We start from the raw sequence: 21,291 nt of genomic DNA, 5'->3' as shown, positions 1-21,291 counted from the left end.
TATCTCAGAAATTTGTGGCAAAATTAAAAAAAATCTGAGAAAAATCACTATCTTTGCAACTAAATTTTGATTTGTTACGTCAAACAGGTGTAGAATTTAAAACAAAGAAGATATGAAACAGTATTTAATCGCAATCGCCATGGTGCTCGCACTTAGTTCCAACACAAGTGCCACAGCACAAAAGCATCGCCACACGCCTCGCACTGAGCAGGTGAGCGACTCTGTAAAACACGATCAGGGCTCAATAGAAGCCTTCTCTGACACTACTGCTGCTAAAACCAATTCTAATGTTGATGATGCTGATGACAGTTATGAGCGCGTAACTATAGAAGGTGAAGAAGCAGACGAATTCGTAAAAGGCATGTTTGAAAGCATGGGTGGAGGTGTATTCCTGATTCCAATCATTGCTATTCTCTGCTTTGGTTTCTTCTTGCCTGTTGTCATCCTGATTCTGGTGTTCTACTTCATCAATCGTAATCGCAAAGAGAAGTATCGCCTGGCTCAGATGGCCATCCAGAACGGACAGCCCATTCCTGACCAGCTGCTGAAGGACAGCGCTGCAGAAACCTTTGCCGACAACAGCATGTATAACGCTGGAATCCGCCAGATGTTTACAGGTATCGGACTGGCCATCTTCCTGGGTATCATCATCGATGAGCTTGGAGTAGGTATAGGCGCACTGGTATTCTTCATCGGACTGGGTAAGTTTATCATCGCACGCCAGTCGCGCAAGAATACTGAAGACTTGAAGAATATGAATCGTGATTTTGAAAACAACAACCCTAAAAACGAGGAATTATGAATAAGAGACTGATGAGATCAAACGACAGAGTAATAGCTGGAGTTTGCAGCGGAATAGCTGAGTACCTGGATTTCGACCCCACAATGGTACGCCTGGCATATGCATTCCTTACAATATGCACTTGCTTCAGCGGGGTGATCTTTTACATCGTATGTTGGATTGTAATGCCAGAAAAGAACTGGATTGAACAGAAGTAAATAATGGCTAGCATCAGCGACATAGCACTAGTGACACAGGTGGCGGTGTTCCACAACAAGCAGGCGTTCGACCAGCTTGTTAGGAAGTACCAGTCGCCTGTGCGCAGGTTCTTTCTGAACCAGACACTGGGCGATGAACAGCTTAGCGACGACTTGGCACAAGAGACCTTTATCAAGGCCTATATGAATATCAGCAAGTTCCGTGGCATGAGCAGCTTCTCGACGTGGCTGATGCGTATTGCATATAATGTATATTACGACGATCTGCGCGCTCGCAAGCAGACCTACGATATCGAGGATTCGAGCGCCGTTCGTCAATCAGCCAATACTGGCGATTCTAATATCAAGATGGACATACACGCTGCGATGGCGCTATTGAAACCTGACGAACGCACTTGTATCACCTTGCAGCTGATAGATGGATACCCCATCGACCAGATCAGCAAGATAACAGGCATTGCGGAAAATACTGTTAAATCGCATTTGAAGCGAGGAAAAGATAAAATGGCAAACTATTTAAAGGAGAACGGTTATGGAGGATAAAAATGACATTTTGCTGAAGCAGTTTTTCGAAGAGGCTGCAAAGCAGACAATAGAAGATAACGGATTTACTGAGCGGGTGATGATGAACCTGCCAGAGACGGATATGGCAGAATCTAGAGTTCGCAGATTGTCGCATCTCTGGACTTTGTTCTGTCTGGTTATAGGATTGGTAGTATTCTGGCTTACCAGCGGATGGCCTATCATCGAGGGCGCCATCTCTGGTGGAAAGCAGATGCTGATAAACGCCATCGAGGTGTTCCTGATTACGGCTCCAACCACAGAGATTTCTATTAATCCTTGGGTTGTGGTGCTGCTGCTGGGCTTTGTACTAGTTTTCCTGCCTTATCAAACAATCCGTAAGTTGTCCGCAACACTTTAAACTCAGTCCTTCGGTTCATCTGATGGTACTGTTCCTGCAGTTCCTCAGGGAGCGCGCTGATCATCTCCTCCGTCAGTACATCGCCCTCCTTGAGGAATTCGTATTTCTCAGCCACACGTTTCTTGATGCGCTTAGGATTGCTCTCGCCATAACCCTTAGGTGTTAATCTGTCGGCTGCTATGCCGTGGGCTATCAGATAGGCCACCACGCTCTCAGCACGACGTTGTGACAGTTGCTCGTTGTAGGCCTCCGAACCACGACAATCGGTGTGGGCCGATAGCTCGATGGTGATGTTGGGATTCTCGTTTAGCAGCTGCACCAGTTCATCGAGCGCTTGCTTTGATTCAGGGCGCAGAGTGGCCTTGTTGAAGTCGTAGAATATGTTCTCAATCAGCACGGGGGCTGAGATGTTGGCCAGTGGGAATTGCAGCACATACTCTTCTGATTTCTTAGTTGGCTCCACACGTATCTGCTCCTGATGATTCAAAAATCCCTTGCATGTTCCAAGTATCACGTAGTCTACATTAGGCTTTATCTCCTGCGTGAACGAGCCGTCGCTTCTTACGCTCAGCTTGATGTTGGTGCCGTCGTTACCCACCATATACACTTGGGCTGCGGTCAACTCGTAGCCATCCTGTTCGTATACCCAGCCCTTAACGGTTTGGATAACCTCTGGGTTATAAAAGCTGTAGATATGGTCGAAGCCACGCAGGTCGCCACGATTCGAGCAGAAGAATCCTTGGTTCAGTTTCCCCTCGAAAGTCATTCCGAAGTCGTCGCCCTGCGAATTCAGCGGCCAGCCTGGGTGTGCCACCTCCACGTTCTCCCCGCCCTTTATAGGGGAAGGCTCAGGGGTGGGGTGAGATATGTAATAGATATCCAACCCTCCCAATCCAGGGTGGCCGTTACTCGAAAAATATAAATCGCCATTGGGGCGGAAGGTGGGGAACATCTCATCGCCTGGGGTGTTGATGGGGGCTCCTACGTTTTCAGCATAGCTCACCTCAGTACTGCTTTCTAGTCGGCATCGCCAGATGTCGAGTCCGCCCATGCCTCCAGCCATATCGCTTACAAAGTACAGCCATTCACCATCAGGACTCACTGCTGGGTGTGCAAAGCTCGATAGCGTGTCGCGAGCTATTACCAGTTCTTTGGGCTTGCTCCATGAGGCATCGTTACGTGTAGACACCATAATCTTAGCATATCGCGGATAGTCAGGATCGGTAGCGCATTGTGTCAGATACATTGTCTTACCATCAGGCGAGAAACAGCAGGCTCCTTCATCGTAGACAGAGTTGAGCTCTGAGGCTATGACCTGTGGCTTTCCCCATTTGCCTTTTTCGTCTTTCTGAACGTAGAAGATGTCGGCATTCTTTGCCCCAGTGATGCCGCTCAGCTCGTCGCCTTGGGCCTGATTACGGGTTGAGGTAAAATAGAGTTGATCGTCGCTATCGCCAGAAAGCATGGGCGAATAGTCATCGCGGCGCGAATTAAACAGGTCCATCTTCTTGATGGTATAGGCCGAACCTTCCTTTTTCCATTGTGGCGCCTTCTGGGAAGATTCCAAACCAGTTTTTGCGAGTTGTAACAAACCTCTCACCTCTTCGCTCTCATCTCTTACCTCTAAACTGTCGATTGCGACAGCGAATTGTTTTGCTGCTTCTTTATAGTTGCCGTTTCGCATGTAGAGCTGCCCAAGATACAGGTGTGTGAGCGAATCGGCTTGCTTGTATCTTATAACATTGTTATAGGCTGAAATCGCCTTATTGGTTTGGTTCAGTCGTCGATAGCATTCGGCTAGTTTCTTGGCGCGTTGTCCGCGAGTGGTGCGTTCTTTGCTGGGCGTCTGACTGTAGGCCTTCTTATATTGCTCTGCTGCATCGTAGTATTCGCCCACCGCCCAGAACTTATCGCCCTTCTTCACAGCCTGATCCACCCCACAGCCCATCAGCAGCAGGGTGAAGCACACTATATATAATATGTATATGACTTTTCGCATACCATATTATAAACGCAATTCTCTCAAAAATATTGTTTTACCTACTATCGTGGACAGAATATAATCCGTAAAATCCGTATAATCCGTAGGCTTTTTACTTATTTCTTAGCTGATTTTACTTTTTTGAGGTCGGCATCGGTTAATACCGTTACGCGGCGATTGCTGGGGTCGGCTATCACCTCGTTAACTATCTCAGTTACCTGCTGCTTTAACTCGTCGATAAACTGCTTGGGGTCGTACTTCTGATGCTCTATATCGCGTAGCTTTTTCTCCCAGATACCCGTCAGCTCGCAACTCTTCAGCAGCTCCTCGCGTATCAGGTCAATCAGCTCGATACCAGTTGGTGTGGCTATCAGTCGCTTGCGTTCGCGCTTGATGTAGTGGCGCTTGAAGAGTGTTTCGATGATGCCAGCGCGACTTGATGGGCGACCAATGCCATTCTCCTTCATGGCGGCACGCAGTGTTTCGTCTTCTACGAATTTTCCTGCAGTCTCCATGGCGCGTAGCAGCGAAGCCTCGTTGTAGTAGGCTGGGGGAGTGGTCCACTTCTCAGTCAGCGTAGGCTTGTGCTCACCGCTTTCGCCCTTCACGAATGTGGGCAGAGTGCGCTCCTCATCGTCCTGCTTCTTCTCGCCTTCTTCCTCGGCCTTTGGCTGCTCCTTGCCCTGAACCACGCGCCAACCTGGATCCAGAATTTCCTTTCCCGTTACTTTGAATTCTACAGTATTCTCGCCCCCTTGTACCTCCGTACCTTCGCACCCTCGAACTTCACCAAGCACAGTAGTGGTTGAGAACTTACAATCAGGCAAGAACACGGCTATGAAACGACGAGCTACCAGGTCGAACACCTTCTGCTCGGCATCGTTCAGATTCTGTGGCACTACACCTGTGGGGATAATGGCGTGGTGATCGGTCACCTTCGATGTGTCGAATACGCGTTTCGATTTCTTCAGTGCCTTGCCGCCTATGGGTTTTATCAGCTCAGCATAAGGCGCTACCCCTGCAAACTTGGTCTGATAGAGACCGTTCAGTGTCTGCGGACATTTGGGGTAGATATCATCGCTCAGATACTGGGTGTCAACACGTGGATAAGTGGTATATTTCTTTTCGTAGAGACTCTGAATCAGGTTCAGTGTCATCTCTGCCGAGTAGCCGTATTTACGATTGCAGTCTACCTGTAGCGATGTTAGGTCGTATAGCTGTGGAGGCTGTTCCTTACCCTCTTTCTTCTCCACCTTGGTCACGGTGAAAGGCTTGCCTTCGATGGTCTCGAACGCCTTTTCGCCTTCCTCTTTGCTCGTAAACTTACCCTTAGTGGCAGTAAAGGTGGTGTCGCGATAGACGGTGGCTAGCACCCAATAAGGCTCTGGCTTAAAGTTCTCAATCTCCTTCTGGCGATTCACGATGAGCGCCAACGTAGGTGTCTGTACACGTCCTATTGACAGCACTTGGCGGTTCTGTCCGTATTTCAGAGTGTAGAGTCGTGTGGCGTTCATGCCTAGCAGCCAGTCGCCAATGGCTCTAGAGAGTCCTGCCAGATATAATGGCTGGTAATCCTGCTGATCCTTGAGCTGGGCAAATCCCTCGCGGATGGCTTCGTCCGTCATCGAAGATATCCAGAGTCGCTTAACAGGACAGGTGGCCTGCGCTTTCTGCATCACCCATCGCTGTATCAGTTCTCCCTCTTGTCCAGCGTCACCACAGTTCACAATGCTGTCGGCCTTCTGCATCAGACCTTCAATGATTTTAAACTGCTTCTCAATGCCTTTATCGTTAATCAGCTTGATGCCGAATCGTGGTGGAATCATTGGCAGCTGAGTCAGTGCCCAGGGCTTCCAGGCTTGTGTATAATCGCCAGGCTCTTTCAGCGTGCACAGATGTCCGAAGGTCCAGGTAACCTGATACCCGTTGCCTTCCATATATCCATCGTGCGAGCTGTTGGCCCCCAGAATTCTTGCTATATCTCGAGCTACACTCGGTTTCTCTGCTATACAGACTATCATATCTTTCTTTATTTTAGGTGCAAAGGTAGTGGAAATTATTCGAATAATTAAACTTTTCATCGCTTTTTTCGTCATAATTCATAGAATAAACCCTATTTTTACATAATGAAAAAGCTAATTATTATCACTATTCTGATGGCTATGTCGATGTCGATACGTGCCGAGTACCGTAATGTATTTGTTGAGATGGGCTATCAGCCTGCTCAGGTTGATGCAAGGCTCAAACAGGTGTTCAACGATGTTTTCCGTGGCCCCAATAAAGTCTACTTCGAGGTGGGCGATTCTATGGGCTACGTGAGCGATATCAAGAATCACGATGCCCGCACTGAGGGTATGTCGTATGGCATGATGATTGCCGCGCAGTTTGGCGAGAAGGATATCTTCGACCGCCTGTGGCGCTGGAGCAAGAAGTACATGCAGCACCAGAGTGGCAATCGCAAGGGTTATTTTGCCTGGAGCTGTAAGACCGATGGCACGCACAATGCCGAGGGTGCAGCCAGCGATGGCGAGCTGTATTTCATCACTGCACTCATTTTTGCCTCTAACCGTTGGGGCAACGATACTGGCATTAACTACAAGGCTGAGGCGCAGCACATTCTTAACTGCGTACAGCCTAAGGAGTACACCCCTGAGCCCATGAAAGGCGGTTTCCCAGGCTTTGGCCCCCAGCAGCAGGGGCCACAGAAGATGTATCTCATCGACCCTGAAACCAATCTGATTACTTTTACTCCCGATGGCTTTGGCAATAAGTTTACCGATCCCTCTTACCATATTCCTGCCTTCTACGAGGTGTGGGCCAAGTGGGCCGATGATGGTCGTTCCGATTATTGGAACAAGTGCGCCAAGGCCTCTCGCGAGTTCCTGCATAAGGCCATCAACCCTAAGACGGGCTTGAATGGCGATATGAGCCAGTATGATGGCAGCGAGATGCAGATGCCCCGTTTCCCAGGCATGCCTCAGCGCCCACAGGGCCAGAAGCCACGCCGTAATGGTAGCAACAACTTCCGCTACGATTCTTGGCGCGTGCCAATGAACATCACGCTCGACTACGAGTGGAGTGGGTCCGATGCCAAATGGCAGAAGCAGTATGGCGAGACCATTCAGAACTTCTTCTATGCTCAGGGTGTAGATAAGTTCCTCGATCAGTATCGCACGGACGGCTCTCTGCCTGAGGAAGATGAAATTATTCCTGCTGGTGGTTTCCGCAAGCTGCGTCACAGCATTGGTCTCGTCAGCACCGTTGCTGCCGCATCTATCCTGTGCGACCACGCCAAGAAGAAGGAGTTTGTTGATGCACTGTGGAATGCAAAGCACGAGCCGTTCGAAGATGGCTATTTCGATGCCTACTACGACGGGCTGCTGCGCCTCTTTGCATTCATGCACCTCAGCGGAAACTATCGCATCATCGAACCACAACGATAAATGAGCTCCCCACCAGCAACGGTGGGGATTTTTCATTATTTTTAGGTATTGTGTATGTTCTGATTATGTTATACCTTTGCACCCGCAAAACTGCTCAGGATAATATTAATATAATTAGAATATACAGATGTTTAAAAACAACGCAAAAAGTTTGCTGTGCGCTGTGGCTCTCGTGGCCTTTTGCAGTCAGCTTCAGGCGCAGCAGGATCTTCACGATTCAATCGATTTAAAAGAGGTAAAGATTGTGGGCAAGAGTAAGGCCCGCCGCATGCAGGAGCAGGCCTACGCCATTTCAGTGGTCGATCTGGCCAAGCAGTATGTATCTGCCACTCCGCTCAATAAGGTGCTCAACACCGTTACCTCAGTCAAGATACGCGAGGAAGGCGGACTGGGTTCAAACTACAGCCTCTCGATGAACGGCTTTACGGGCAATCAGGTCAAGTTCTTTATCGATGGCATTCCTATGGACAATTTCGGCTCGTCGTTCTCTCTGGCCAATATCTCAGCCAATATGGCCGACCGCGTAGAGGTTTACAAGGGTGTGCTGCCCGTTTATCTGGGTTCCGATGCCCTTGGCGGAGCAGTGAATATCGTTACCCGTCGCAATGCCAACTACCTTGATGCTACCTATTCTGTTGGTTCGTATAACACCCATCGTGCTGCCTTGAATGGCGTCTTTACTTCAAAAGGTGGCTTCACGCTGCGTGCCAACGCCTTTGCCAACTACTCTGATAACGATTACAAGGTCTATGCGCCTATCGTTGACCTTGCTACCAACCAGCAGAAAGGCGAAGATTGGGTGCGCCGTTTCAACGATGGCTACCGCTCGTTCGGCATCAAGCTCGAGTCGGGTGTTGTGGCTAAGTCGTGGGCCGATTATCTGCTGTTTGGCGTCATCGCCTCGGCCGATAAGCGCAACGTGCAGACAGGTGCCACTATGGATGCCGTCTATGGTGGTGTTAAGAACAATAGCTGGTCGCTCATACCTAGTATTAGGTATAAGAAGGATGATCTGCTGCTGCCAGGACTCTCGCTCTCGCTCTATGGCACTTATAGCATGGTGAATACGCACAATGTCGATACCTTGGCTCGTCGCTACAATTGGCTAGGCCAGTGGGTTCCCAGCACTACGGCTGGCGAGGCTTATCTCACCGATGCTACCATCTGCGAGCGCCAGTGGCAGGCCAATGCCAACCTCAACTATGTTGTCAGCGACCATCACTCCCTTACACTCAACCATGTTTTTTCAGCTCTTCGCCGTAAGAGCGACGATAAGATGTATCCCGACTACGAGATGAACAATGTTCCCCAGCAGCTCACCAAGAACATCACTGGTCTGGGTTATCAGATTCGCTACAACCGCTGGAATGCCCATGTGTTTGGCAAGATGTACCAGGTTTATAGCTCTACCAACAAGTTAATGGATCAGTTTACCGATGACCAGCGCTGGGAGAAGCTTACCTCGACCAAAAGCAACTTCGGCTATGGTGCTGCTGCCACCTATTATATATTACCTTCGCTCCAGGCTAAGGTGTCGTTCGAACATGCCTATCGCATGCCTGAGGCTGTTGAGCTGTTTGGCGATGGACTCATCCAGAAGAGCAATCCCGACCTGCGCCCTGAGAGTAGCGATAACCTCAATGTCGGACTGCTGTTCGACCACACCTTCAGCGCCCACCGCGTGCAGGCCGAGGTCAACTACATCCATCGCGATACCAAGGACTTCATTCTGCGTGGTGTCACCCTCTCAAGCAATCCTACCACCAGCTACGACAACATCGGACGTGTAAAGACCCGTGGCTTCGAGGCTTCGCTGGCCTATTCTTATCGCGATGCCCTCCACCTCAGTGGCAATCTCACTTATCAGGACATCAAGGATGATCAGCAGTACCAGACCACCGAGAATACCTTTGTGGGCGATGGCATCATCGAGAATATTACCTATGGTCAGCGCCTGCCCAACATCCCTTATTTCTTCATGAACGGCCATGCCGACTATCAGTTCCGTAACCTCTTTGCTCGTGGCAATACCCTCTCTCTGGCTTACGATGTGCAGTATGTGCACGATTACTATCTCTCGTTCACGGGTCTGGGTGCCAAGGCCACTAAGAAGGTCATTCCTGAGCAGCTGTCGCATAATGTGTCGCTGGGCTACAGCCTCTGCGATGGTCGCTACAGCATGGTGCTCGAGTGTACCGACATCACCAACGCCAAGCTCTACGACAACTATCGCCTGCAGAAGCCAGGTCGCTCGTTCTCGCTCAAGTTCCGTTATTATATCAGTAAGTAATCCATCATTTTTCTAAATACGCAATATAGCAATGAAACATATCTTTTTCAATATAGCGCTGCTGGCTTTGGCCGTAGCTTTTACCTCGTGCGATGACAATCTCGATGCCGAGCAGGAGCAGCCAGGTGCCCCTTACGTGCTCAGCTTGGGCATCACCTCTAGTGGCAACACCACCTATTACGTTGTTTCTGCGTCCGATCTGATGCAGGGCACCATCAATGCCGTGGGCAAGGGCATCGAGCAGACGGGTTATCACGATTACCAGCAGGGCGCTAACTCTGTGTTTTGCATTGGCGGCATGGGTGTTACCAATGCCACGGCTGTGGTTCGTGGTGCCGATGGTTTACTCAAGGAGCAGGGCCAGTATGTGTTCGATAGCTCGCTCAATGGCCTTTGTCAGGCCGATGCCAGCACCATGGTGGGGCTCGAGTTGCCCGCCTCTAAGGAGAGCGGTCGCAATCTCACCTTCTACACCGTCGATGCCAGCTCCGCTGCCATCCTTAGCAAGAATACTGCAAATGTGGTCGACCCCATCAGCACCCTCGATTGGCCCAGCATCACGGGCATGGAGTATAGTGGTGGAAACATCTATGTTACCTACACCCCGATGAATAGCAACACTTTCGAAACCGCCTATACCGATACCTGCTACGTGGCTGTCTATAGCTATCCCAGCATGCAGTTTGTTACGCTCATGAAGTCTGATATGATGGGCCCTGGCGGTTCGTGGGGCGCTTACAATGGCTTGTTTAAGGACGAGGCCGATAACCTTTATGTCATGTCAAACTCAGCCATCTCTAACGGTTATTCTCAGAGTACCAAGCACGCAGGTTTCCTGCGCATCAGCAAGGGTGCTACCCAGTTCGATGCCGATTACTATTTCGACTTCGAGGCAGCTACAGGCGGACTCAAGCCTGCCCACATCACCTATATTGGCGATGGTAAGGTGTTTGCCGAGGTCAGCACCCTGAATCCTCAGACAGCCGCCGATCGCTGGGGCGACAAGAGCCTCAAGTGCTGTATCATTGACTTGATTAATCAGACCGTTACCGATGTCGAGGGCATCCCTGTACACAATGGCAATGGTGGTCGCCGCTTTGCCTGCCTGGTTGATGGTAGCTATGTCTATCTGCCTGTATCCACCAGCGATGGGCTCTACGTCTATCGCACCAACGTGGCTACTGCTCAGGCCACGCGTGGCGCCCGCATCTCAGCCACCTTTGTCGGCGGTTTCTTCAAGTTGTAATAATCAAAATAAGTACAATAAAAACAGGCTCGTTTCACAACGAGCCTGAATTTTTACTCTTAAAAAATTAATTAATCAACCTTAAACCTTAAAACTTAATCATATTAACTATATATTGTTTTTTTCTTTTGTGCAAATGTAGACATAAAATCTGATTTTGATGTTCAATTTGAGATAAAATATGTTGAAAATGCGATATCTGTCGATATTTTGATGCCAATTAACTAATTTTAAACAGAAGTTCTTCTCTCGAGGGGAAGTAGTACGAGGCATATTATCATATTTTTATGCAAATTTTGCGATTCGTGCCTAAATTTTTGTATCTTTGCACGCTGGTATGACATCTAAACTTTTAACAGCTTTACTACTGCTTGTGGCCGTCAGCGTGTTGGGCCGTCCGCAGTTGCACAATCTGGATATCCGGGTTGTGCTGATGAAGAATGGCGATGCGCTGATAACGGAGACGCGACAGATGACCATCGACAGTGAGGGAACAGAGTGCTACATCGGCCTCGCTAACCTTGGCGCGAGCAAGGTGAGCAACCTGAAGGTATCGGATGAGAGCGGTACGGAATTCCTGAATGTGGATTGGGACATCAACGAGGATCGCAGTTGGAAAACCATGAAATGCGGCATTGTTGAGACGAGTAAGGGTTACGAGCTATGTTGGGGCTTAGGTGCCAGCGGCGAACGAACCTATACCACCACCTATACGCTGACCAGCATGGTGTATCGCTATACCGACGGGGTGGACGGACTACGACACGTGTTCCTGGACCAAACGGTATCGCCAAAACCCGAACATGCCAGGATAACCATCACGGGGGCCGACACGACGATGGTGTTCAGCCCGGATAGCTGCGGCATTTGGGGATACAGATTCTATGGTGATTTGTGGTTTGAGAATGGCGCTATCGTGGCTGAGACCACTGAGCCCATGAGCAGCGAGGCGGCCCTGTATCTGATGGCAAAATTCCCCGCAGGTATGTTTGAGCCCACCAACATGGAGGATGATACCTTTGAGAACAAGAAAGCGCAAGCCCTAGAGGGGAGTGACTATACAGACTATAGCTCGGACGAAGTGGATTGGAGCGACCCTGAGACCTTGCTGGGCATCATCGTTGTGGTGTTTACCTTCCTGGCGCCTATCGTGGGCGGTATCTGGGCGGCCATCTACAAGTGGCGCGCTCGTCGTCGCATTAACAAGGACCTGCTGTGGTATCGCGATATACCGCTGGATGGCAATCTGCAGACGGCCAACGACATGCTGAACGCCTATAAATGGGGTAATGCCGATTACAACAACCTGCTATCGGCCTGCATACTGAAGCTGATAGACCTGGGTGCCATCAAGATTGAGACGCACCCCAACATGCAGGGCAAGCTGGAACCGAACTTCACGATCTACAGTTTGCCCAACGCTAGCGAACAGCCATCGCTGATACGCCAGATATACAACATATTTGAGCAGGCAGCGGGTGGCGACAAGGTGCTGGAGCCTAAGGAGCTGAAGCAGTATATGAGGAGCAGCTTTAACTCGAAGATTACCGATGCTTTTGTCAATGCGCTGCACACGCAGACCTCGATATCGAAATTCAGAAAACGCGAAGACGAGGTGCGACAGGTGTTCGGGCTGAGAAAATACTTGAAGGAGTTTACGCTGCTGGACGAGCGCGGCGTGGACGAAGTGAAGCTGTGGAAGGACTATATGATCTACGCCACGCTATTTGGCATAGCCGACCAAGTGATACGCGACATGAAGAAGATTAATCCTGAATACTTTAATATGGACCAGGTGGCCGGACAGATGGCCAACGACATTACGCTGCCCACCATCTATTCGGTGATGCATCGCGGCACGGCGCGTGCGGCTGCCAGCAAGGCTGCGCGCGAAAGCAGAGCCCGTGGCGGTGGCGGTCATTCATCGTTCCACGGTGGTGGCGGAGGCTTCCACGGCGGCGGTGGCGGCGGCGGAGTCAGGTAATATTTTTTATAAATGGGTGGCGAATTAATAGAAAAAGTGTATCTTTGCACCCGAATGAAACTAACATTTTTATGATAAACAATCAAAGCATCAATTAATATATAAATAGGTATAGCAGATGAGTAAAAAGATGATAACGATATTAGGGCCAACGGCTTCGGGCAAGACGCCCGTAGCTGCCCATTTGGCCGCTATGATAGGTGGAGAGATTATCTCTGCCGACTCTCGCCAAGTGTATCGCCGTATGGATTTGGGTACAGGTAAGGACTTGGAGGACTACGGTGGTGTGCCCTATCATCTTATCGACATTTGCGAACCTGGAACAAAATATAATTTGTTTCAGTATCAGCAGGACTTTTTCGATGCCTATCAGGATATAGAGAGTAGGGGGGCAGTACCCATTCTGTGTGGCGGAACGGGACTTTATATCGAGGCCGTGCTCAAGGGCTATCAGCTCTCGCCCGTACCCCAGAATCAAGCGCTGAGAGATAGTTTGGAGGGCAAGTCGCTCGATGAGCTCACGGCCATGCTGGAAGAGCTGAAAGCCAAGACGGGCTCTAACATGCATAATAAGACTGATGTTGACTCGTGCCAGCGTGCCATCCGTGCCATCGAGATTGAGACGGCTGTTCTTGAATATCGAGGGTGCGAAGGTACGGGGGTACATGGGTGCGAGAATACAAATCTCGTACCTCCGATCCCCCGTACCACCGTGCCCCCCATCGACTCACTCATCATCGGCATCGACATCGACCGCGAGTTGCGTCGCGAAAAGATTTCGCGCCGACTGAAAGCGAGACTCGACGAAGGAATGGTCGACGAAGTACGCCATTTGCTCGACGAAGGTATCGCGCCCGAAGACCTGATTTACTACGGGTTGGAGTATAAATTCTTGACAGAATACGTGACGGGACAGATCGCTTACGACGAGATGTTCACCCGTTTGGAAATAGCCATCCATCAGTTTGCCAAGCGACAGATGACGTGGTTTCGTGGTATGGAGCGCCGTGGCTTCACCATCCATTGGATCGACGCCACACTCCCGATGGAGGAAAAGGTGAAAACAATTGTAAAATTGTACAATAGTGAAATTGTCAAATAGTGAAATAGTCAAATAAAACCATGGCAGTAGAATCAACAAGATGGGGCATACTTTATTGCCCAAAGACAGGACTCGTATTTAACCCACGCAAGCGTTGGGAGAAGATACAGAAGGTGCTCGACGAGCGCAAGGTGCTTTACGACTTTGTGCAGAGCGAAACGGCCGATAGTGTGGAGCGACTCGTTAAGATGATGATATCGAATGGCTACAAGACCATTGTGATTGTTGGTGGCGACTCGGCCCTTAACGATGCCGTGAACTGCCTCATGATGGAAGAGAAAGCCGTACGCGATGAAATCGCACTTGGCGTGATTCCTAATGGCGTGCTGAACGACTTTGCCAAGTTCTGGGATTTCGACGATGACGACATAGAGCAGACCATCGATTGGCTCATACAGCGCCGCATCCGCAAAATCGATTTGGGTTGCATCCGCTATACCAACAAGAAAGGCGATAAATGCCATCGTTATTTCTTGAATTGTGTTAACATTGGCCTTACTGCCGACATCATGAATCTGCGCCGCCAGACGCGCCGTCTTTTCGGTTCTCACACCCTGGCATTCATCGTGTCGGTATTCGTCATGTTGTTCCACCGCATGGAGTACAAGATGAAGCTCAAAATCAATAGCGATGTCATCGATCGTAAGGTGATGACGGTGTGCGTAGGCTCTGGCCCAGGCTACGGCCAAACCCCTAATGCAGTGCCGTATAACGGCATGCTCGACGTGAGTGTGGTGTATCATCCTGAGGTGGTTCAGCTCATCGAGGGCTTGTGGCTCTTGGTGGCTGGCCGATTCCTTAATCACCGTAGTGTTCACCCCTATCGCACCCGCGAGGTTGAGGTGGAATACGCCAAGAAAGCCATCGTTGGTATCGACGGGCGATTGATGAAAACACCCGTTGGTAGTTACAGGATAAATGTAGAGCAAGAAGTAGTAAATTTTTTGATACCAAGTTAAGAAAAAAGGGCCCGCAAACATTGCGAGCCTTTTTCTTTAATTGTCAATAATTGTTAAATATACTTAGCAAAGCTTTGCACTATGCGGATTTTTGCCTACCTTTGGAAAATCAAACTTGAATATTCACTAATTAATACCTTTAGACAGGAACTATGAGCTACCTACGTTTAGAAAAAGCCGTGATGACTAACCTGCAGGATAGTCTCCGCCGTGAGTTCCTCCGAACCAACCGTTCGGGCGCCTATAGCAGCTCTACGCTTGTAGATTGCAATACGCGCAAGTACCACGGATTGCTGGTAGTTCCCGTACCCGAGCTCGACGATGAGAACCATGTGCTCTTGTCATCGCTCGATTGTACGGTTATCCAGCACGGAGCCGAGTTCAACCTCGGACTGCACAAGTATCAGGGCAACAATTTCAGTCCTAACGGACACAAGTACATTCGTGAGTTCGACGCCACCACCGTTCCTACTACTACTTATCGTGTAGGTGGTGTCATTTTAAAGAAGGAGATAGTCTTCCAGCACTACGAAGATCGCATCCTGATTCGTTATACCTTGGTCGATGCACACTCAGCTACTACACTGCGTTTCCGTCCGTTCCTGGCCTTCCGTTCGGTTCGCCAGTTTACCCACGAGAACTCTACAGCTAGTCGCGAGTACTCTGAGGTCGATAATGGAATCAAGACCTGTATGTATGCCGGCTATCCCGACCTCTACATGCAGTTCTCGAAGAAGAATGAGTTCATCTTCATGCCCGACTGGTATCGCGGCATCGAGTATCCTAAGGAGCAGGAGCGTGGTTACGCCTCTAACGAGGACCTCTACGTGCCCGGCTACTTCGAGATGCCTATCAAGAAGGGCGAGAGCATCATCTTTGCCGCTTCTACCTCGCAGATTAAGCCTTCGAGCCTGAAGAAACTCTTCGACGACGAGGTGGCCGACCGCGTGCCCCGCGATAACTTCTATCACTGTCTGGTTACCGCCGCCCACCAGTTCCACCGCAAGGAGAAGAACCGCGACCGCTACCTCATGGCTGGTTATCCTTGGTTCAAGTGCCGTGCCCGCGATACGTTTATCGCCCTGCCCGGATTGACGCTGGCCATTGGCGAGATCGACTATTTCGAGAAGGTGATGAAGACCAGCGAGCGCGCCCTGCGCGAGTTTATGGCAGGCAAACCCGTATCTGGTAAGATCTACGAGATCGAGCAGCCCGATGTGCCCCTGTGGGCCGTATGGGCCATGCAGCAGTACGCCAAGGAGGTGGGCCGCGACAAGTGTTTCGAGATGTACGGCAAGCTGCTTCAGGACATCGTGCGTTTCATCCTCGATGGCAAGCACCCCAATCTGCGTCTCGACGATAACGGACTCCTTTATTCTAATGGTCGCGACAAGGCCGTTACCTGGATGAACTCTACTGCCAACGGCAAGCCTGTAGTGCCCCGTTCAGGCTACATCGTCGAGTTCAACGCCCTCTGGTATAACGCCATTAAGTTCTGTGCGCTGATGGCCAGCGAGAAGGGCGACCAGCAGGGTGCCGACCAGCTAGAGGAGCTTGCCGTTAAGGTCAAGCAGTCGTTTGTCGATACCTTTGTCAACGAGTACGGCTATCTGCTCGACTACGTCGATGGCACCATGATGGATTGGAGCGTTCGTCCTAACATGATTTTTGCTGTCGCATTCGACTTCTCGCCGCTTTCTCAGCAGCAGATGAAGAGTGTGGTTGATATATGTACCCGCGAGTTGCTCACACCTAAGGGTTTGCGCTCGCTCTCACCAAAGAGTGGCGGCTATAATCCTATATATGTAGGTCCGCAAACTCAGCGCGACTACGCCTACCATCAGGGCACCGCATGGCCTTGGTTGGGCGGATTCTATATGGAGGCCTGCCTCAAGCTCTACAAGCGTTCGCGCTTGAGCTTTATCGAGCGCCAGCTGGTGGGCTACGAAGACGAGATGGACTATCATGCCATTGGCACCATCTCTGAGCTCTTCGATGGTAACCCGCCATTCTCGGGCCGTGGAGCCATGTCGTTTGCCATGAATGTGGCCGAGATTCTGCGCACGCTCAAGTTAATGGAAAAATATTCATATCAAAAGTAAGGAGGGCCAGCTATGAAAGTATTAATGTTTGGATGGGAGTATCCTCCTCACGTATTCGGCGGTCTTGCTACTGCCAACTATGGTATCTCTGAGGGCCTGAAGGCTCAGGGCGATATCGAGACGGTGCTGTGCCTGCCTCACCCCTTTGGCGATGAGAGTCAGCACGCATGCCGCATCGTGGCTATGAATGCCGTACCTATTGCCTATCGCGATGTAAGCTACGACTATGTGAAGCAGCGTGTGGGCAACATCATGGATCCTGATTATTATTTCAAGCTCCGTGAGCATATCTATGCCGATTTCAATTATATGAACGTTAACGACCTCGGTGCTATGGAGTTTGCTGGTGGTTATCCCGGCAACCTGCACGAGGAGATTAATAATTACTCTATTATCGCAGGTCAGGTGGCCCGTGCCGAGCAGTTTGATATCATCCACGCTCACGACTGGCTCACCTTCCCCGCTGGTATCCACGCCAAGCAGGTTAGCGGCAAGCCTCTGTGCATCCACGTTCACGCTACCGACTTCGACCGCTCGCGTGGTAAGGTTAATCCTACCGTCTACTCAATCGAGAAGAATGGTATGGACTGGGCCGACTGCATCATGTGTGTATCTGAACTCACACGCCAGACGGTGATTAACCAGTATCATCAGGATCCACGCAAGTGTTTCACTGTTCACAATGCCGTCTACCCCTTGCCACAGGAGTATCAAGACATTCCTCGCCCCGACCATACGGGCAAGGAGAAGGTGGTTACCTTCCTGGGTCGTATCACCATGCAGAAGGGTCCTGAGTACTTTGTCGAGGCCGCTACCATGGTGCTGCATCGCACCCGCAACGTGCGCTTCTGTATGGCAGGTTCGGGCGACATGATGGACGCCATGATTCATCTGGCTGCCGAGCGTGGCATTGCCGACCGTTTCCACTTCCCTGGATTTATGCGCGGCAAGCAGGTTTACGAGTGCCTCAAGGCCAGCGATGTCTATGTCATGCCTTCGGTGAGCGAGCCGTTCGGTATCTCGCCCCTCGAGGCCATGCAGTGTGGCACGCCGTCTATCATCTCTAAGCAGAGTGGTTGCGCCGAGATTCTCGACAACTGTATCAAGGTTGACTATTGGGACATCCACGCACTGGCCGATGCCATCTACTCTATCTGTCACAACGAATCGCTCTTCAACTACCTCAAGGACGAGGGCAAGCGCGAGGTCGACCAGATAACATGGGAGAAGGTGGGTCGTTGGATTCGTACCCTCTATCTCCGTACCCTCGGCTGGGAAGAATGATTTAGTTAAGAGTTATGAATTAAGAGTTAAGAATTAAGAGTTATGAAAACAATTTGTTTATATTTCGAGATACATCAGATTATTCATCTGAAGCGTTATCGTTTCTTCGATATCGGCGCCGATCATTATTACTACGATGACTACGAAAACGAGCGTAGCATCACCGATATCGTAGAGCGCAGCTATATGCCTGCACTCAATGCCCTGCACGACATGATCCTCGAGCATGGCAAGTTCTTCAAAGTGGCATTCAGCCTTTCAGGTACTGGCATCGAGCAGTTGGAGATGCACGCACCTCAGGTGCTCGAGAAGCTGCAGGCCATGAACGAGACGGGCTGTGTAGAGTTCCTGGCCGAGCCTTACTCTCACGGTCTTTCGTCGCTGGCTAACCCCGAAAGCTTTGCTGTCGACGTAAAGAAGCAGTGTGCCAAGATCGAGGAGCTGTTCGGCAAGAAGCCAACCGTACTCCGCAACTCATCACTCATCTATAGCGACGACATCGGTGCTCAGGTAGCCTCTATGGGCTTCAAGGGCATGCTCACCGAGGGTGCCAAGCACGTGCTGGGTTGGAAGTCGCCTCACTATGTATATCATTGCAATCAGGCACCTAACCTCAAGCTGTTGTTGCGCGATATCGAGCTCAGCGACGATATCTCTCTGCGCTTCAACAACTCCGAGTGGGATGGCTATCCACTCTTTGCCGATGCCTATATCGACCGCATTGCCCGCCTGCCTGAGGAAGAGCAGATCATCAATATCTTCATGGAGCTCTCGGCTCTGGGCATCGCTCAGCCATTGTCAAGCAATATCCTCGACTTCCTGAAGGCTCTGCCCGCTCAGGCCAAGGCCAAGGGCATCACCTTCTCTACACCTACCGAGATTTGTAAGGCATGCAAGAGCGTGAGCCAGATCGACGTGCCCGACACCCTCTCGTGGGTTGATGAGGAGCGCGACGTAAGCTGCTGGTTGGGTAACGCCATGCAGCGCGAGGCTTTCAACAAACTCTACTCTGTGGCCGATCGCTTGCGCATCGCTAACGACCCCCGTATCAATCAGGACTGGGATTATCTGCAGGCCTCTAACAACTTCCGCTTCATGACCACCAAGCCCTCAAACGTAGGTCTCGATCGTGGCATCTATAGCGGTCCGTTCGATGCCTTCACCAACTATATGAACATTTTGGGCGACTTCATCAACCGTGTGAATGCCCTCTATCCGCTCGATATCGACAACGATGAGCTCGAAGGTCTGCTCACCACCATCAAGAATCAGGGCGACGAGATTGAGATGAAGGATAAGGAGATTACCCGCCTCAAGGCCAAGATCGAAAAGATGGAAGGCAATGAGAAGAAAGCCAAGGCCCCTGCCGAAAAGCCCAAGGCTACTGCCAAAGCTAAGGCCCCTGCCAAACCCAAGGCTAAAGCCGCTAAGGCCGCTAAATAAAAAAGAAAGAGCTTGCAGTTTTTTTTGCAAGCTCTCTTTTTTTTTGGATTTAAAATTTGGATTTTTGCTCACTTAATCGTATCTTTGCAATCGGAGAACCCAAAAGTGGATGTTGTTATGAAAGGTAGGTTAAGAACAGTGGGCGTGAAGACAGTTGTGAGGCTCATGCTATGGGCGGTGGGAATCGCCGTGGTAGTGGGCTTCATAAATTATCACTACACGCTGTCGGGCATCAAGCAACAGTATGCTGAGAATTTCCATCTGCGTATGCTCATTAACTATGAGTACACGCGGCGCGTGCTGTCGGATGTGTACGTGCAGGTTACTAACAATGTGTATTACATTGAGAGTACGCTTGACAAGCCCGAGGGCCACATGGCTGCCATGGAGCGCATAGTGCGAAACGGCAACCGCGTGCACAGCTGCGGCATGAACTTTGTGCGCAACTACTACCCGCAGAAGGGCGAACGCTACTGCCCCTTTGCCTGGCGAAACCCCGAGAACCGCGAAGAGATTCTGACCGAGGAAAAGGGCAATCAGGATTTTAACTATCTGAACTCACTCTGGTTCAGGAGCGTGGTTGAGGGCGACACCTGCCTGTGGAGCGACCCCTTCTACGATGGCTACGACAACACCACCGCGCTGGCCGCCTATATGGTGCCTATACACGATGCACAAGGAACGCCGGTGGCGGTGCTGGGGGCCGACGTGTCGCTAGACTGGCTGACAAGCAAGCTGGCCGAGACCGACAGCGCCTACAACGTCCAGAGTCCGCGTGCCGTGCAGCTGATGGGACTGAAATCGCAGAGCTATATTATTAACTACGATGGTAAGTTTATTACGCATCCGGAAGCTGAGAAACGATTGGAGGGCATGTTCTTTAACCATGTGCTGGGCGACAGGATGGGCGTGAAAACGCAGCTGGAACGCCGCATAAAAGCGGGCTTGCAGAGCAGCAACGAAACAGAGGAGAGCTATAAGTTTAATGGCGAGAGGTGCTACTTTTTCTACACGCCGCTGAAGTATACCGGCTGGATAATGGTAACGGTGGTGCCATGCCAAACGATAGACATGCTGGCGGTGATGTATGTGCTGAAACAGACGGCCTTTATGCTGCTGGGCATGCTGTTGCTGGTGGCTGTGGTGTTTATCTACTTGAAATACAGATTTAGATTTTGATATATTGTCCCAGTGACTAAAATAACATACACTACAAAGCCTCTCCAATTTGGACGAGTGGGTCCTGGAATGAAATTCCGCCGTTTACCTGCTCCAACTCTTCCTTAGTTAACTCCTGATCCTTCTGGATGTTCTCTTCATTCTGTTTCATAATCTAATAAATTTTAAATTGTTAAACTTGCTGTTTCTTGTCTCTAAGATGTCGTTTGTTCTGATTGACATTGCAAAGTCAGCAGCAATTAACACGTCAGAGGCCCTCCCGTTTCGGATGTGGTATAAAAGTAAGCCATCAGTAAACCCCGTCTTGTGAGATTCTATAAGATACTCCGAAAAAGTTGGAGAGATTCTTGTAGATGT

General features: G+C 50.3%; 17 protein-coding genes. 14 read left to right on the top strand and 3 right to left on the bottom strand.

The genetic code is table 11. The features are described from left to right. Positions 1-112 precede the first annotated feature (112 nt). From BUB86_RS15920 to BUB86_RS15905, 4 genes are read left to right on the top strand one after another with little or no spacing between them, the layout of a single operon-like run. Positions 113-802: a DUF6249 domain-containing protein gene (locus BUB86_RS15920; RefSeq protein ID WP_139261688.1), complete on the top strand. Its 690-nt coding sequence runs from the start codon at positions 113-115 to the stop codon at positions 800-802. Next, complete coding sequence (locus BUB86_RS15915) at positions 799-999, top strand: PspC domain-containing protein (protein WP_139261686.1); 201 nt, start codon at positions 799-801, stop codon at positions 997-999. Before BUB86_RS15920 ends, BUB86_RS15915 begins: the two co-directional genes overlap by 4 nt. Before the next feature lie 3 nt (positions 1,000-1,002). Continuing rightward, entirely contained in the window at positions 1,003-1,542 is a 540-nt protein-coding gene (locus BUB86_RS15910; RefSeq protein ID WP_073211436.1) for an RNA polymerase sigma factor, read from the top strand. Further along, complete coding sequence (locus BUB86_RS15905) at positions 1,532-1,921, top strand: DUF5056 domain-containing protein (RefSeq protein ID WP_073211435.1); 390 nt, start codon at positions 1,532-1,534, stop codon at positions 1,919-1,921. Before BUB86_RS15910 ends, BUB86_RS15905 begins: the two co-directional genes overlap by 11 nt. Here the strand turns inward: BUB86_RS15905 and BUB86_RS15900 are convergent. Both BUB86_RS15900 and BUB86_RS15895 read right to left on the bottom strand, forming a co-directional pair. Beyond that, entirely contained in the window at positions 1,833-3,920 is a 2,088-nt protein-coding gene (locus BUB86_RS15900; protein ID WP_073211434.1) for an OmpA family protein, read from the bottom strand. The genes BUB86_RS15905 and BUB86_RS15900 overlap by 89 nt on opposite strands. Before the next feature lie 98 nt (positions 3,921-4,018). Further along, entirely contained in the window at positions 4,019-5,923 is a 1,905-nt protein-coding gene (locus BUB86_RS15895; RefSeq protein ID WP_073211433.1) for a DNA topoisomerase 3, read from the bottom strand. Between the two features lie 105 nt (positions 5,924-6,028). Here BUB86_RS15895 and BUB86_RS15890 point away from each other — a divergent pair, with 105 nt between their 5' ends. From BUB86_RS15890 to BUB86_RS15845, 10 genes are all read left to right on the top strand, one after another. Continuing rightward, positions 6,029-7,345, top strand: a complete 1,317-nt coding sequence (locus BUB86_RS15890) for a glycosyl hydrolase family 8 (protein WP_073211432.1) — start codon at positions 6,029-6,031, stop codon at positions 7,343-7,345. Positions 7,346-7,472: 127 nt separating this feature from the next. Continuing rightward, positions 7,473-9,635, top strand: coding sequence for a TonB-dependent receptor plug domain-containing protein (locus BUB86_RS15885; protein WP_073211431.1), 2,163 nt, complete (start codon positions 7,473-7,475; stop codon positions 9,633-9,635). Positions 9,636-9,666: 31 nt separating this feature from the next. Then, positions 9,667-10,881: a DUF4374 domain-containing protein gene (locus BUB86_RS15880; protein ID WP_073211430.1), complete on the top strand. Its 1,215-nt coding sequence runs from the start codon at positions 9,667-9,669 to the stop codon at positions 10,879-10,881. 337 nt (positions 10,882-11,218) lie between these two features. After that, positions 11,219-12,865, top strand: coding sequence for a DUF2207 family protein (locus BUB86_RS15875; protein WP_073211429.1), 1,647 nt, complete (start codon positions 11,219-11,221; stop codon positions 12,863-12,865). A 118-nt stretch (positions 12,866-12,983) separates the two neighbouring features. After that, the gene (gene miaA, locus BUB86_RS15870) at positions 12,984-13,967 is read left to right on the top strand and encodes a tRNA (adenosine(37)-N6)-dimethylallyltransferase MiaA (RefSeq protein ID WP_073211426.1); all 984 of its coding nucleotides are present in this window, start codon (positions 12,984-12,986) and stop codon (positions 13,965-13,967) included. A 20-nt stretch (positions 13,968-13,987) separates the two neighbouring features. Beyond that, complete coding sequence (locus tag BUB86_RS15865) at positions 13,988-14,926, top strand: diacylglycerol/lipid kinase family protein (protein ID WP_073211423.1); 939 nt, start codon at positions 13,988-13,990, stop codon at positions 14,924-14,926. A gap of 152 nt (positions 14,927-15,078) precedes the next feature. Then, positions 15,079-17,028: a glycogen debranching enzyme N-terminal domain-containing protein gene (locus tag BUB86_RS15860; RefSeq protein ID WP_073211420.1), complete on the top strand. Its 1,950-nt coding sequence runs from the start codon at positions 15,079-15,081 to the stop codon at positions 17,026-17,028. Between the two features lie 12 nt (positions 17,029-17,040). Beyond that, the gene (locus BUB86_RS15855) at positions 17,041-18,312 is read left to right on the top strand and encodes a glycosyltransferase family 4 protein (protein ID WP_073211417.1); all 1,272 of its coding nucleotides are present in this window, start codon (positions 17,041-17,043) and stop codon (positions 18,310-18,312) included. Between the two features lie 42 nt (positions 18,313-18,354). Beyond that, entirely contained in the window at positions 18,355-19,755 is a 1,401-nt protein-coding gene (locus tag BUB86_RS15850) for a glycoside hydrolase family 57 protein (RefSeq protein WP_073211414.1), read from the top strand. 117 nt (positions 19,756-19,872) lie between these two features. Further along, entirely contained in the window at positions 19,873-20,934 is a 1,062-nt protein-coding gene (locus BUB86_RS15845; protein ID WP_073211410.1) for a cache domain-containing protein, read from the top strand. A gap of 31 nt (positions 20,935-20,965) precedes the next feature. On the opposite strand, the gene BUB86_RS17335 is transcribed toward BUB86_RS15845, so the two are convergent. Beyond that, positions 20,966-21,085, bottom strand: coding sequence for a class IIb bacteriocin, lactobin A/cerein 7B family (locus tag BUB86_RS17335; protein WP_139261684.1), 120 nt, complete (start codon positions 21,083-21,085; stop codon positions 20,966-20,968). Positions 21,086-21,291 lie beyond the last annotated feature (206 nt).

This window comes from Xylanibacter ruminicola (assembly GCF_900142525.1).
GTDB classification, from domain to species: domain Bacteria; phylum Bacteroidota; class Bacteroidia; order Bacteroidales; family Bacteroidaceae; genus Prevotella; species Prevotella ruminicola_A.
This window is presented reverse-complemented; position numbering and strand designations above follow the sequence as displayed.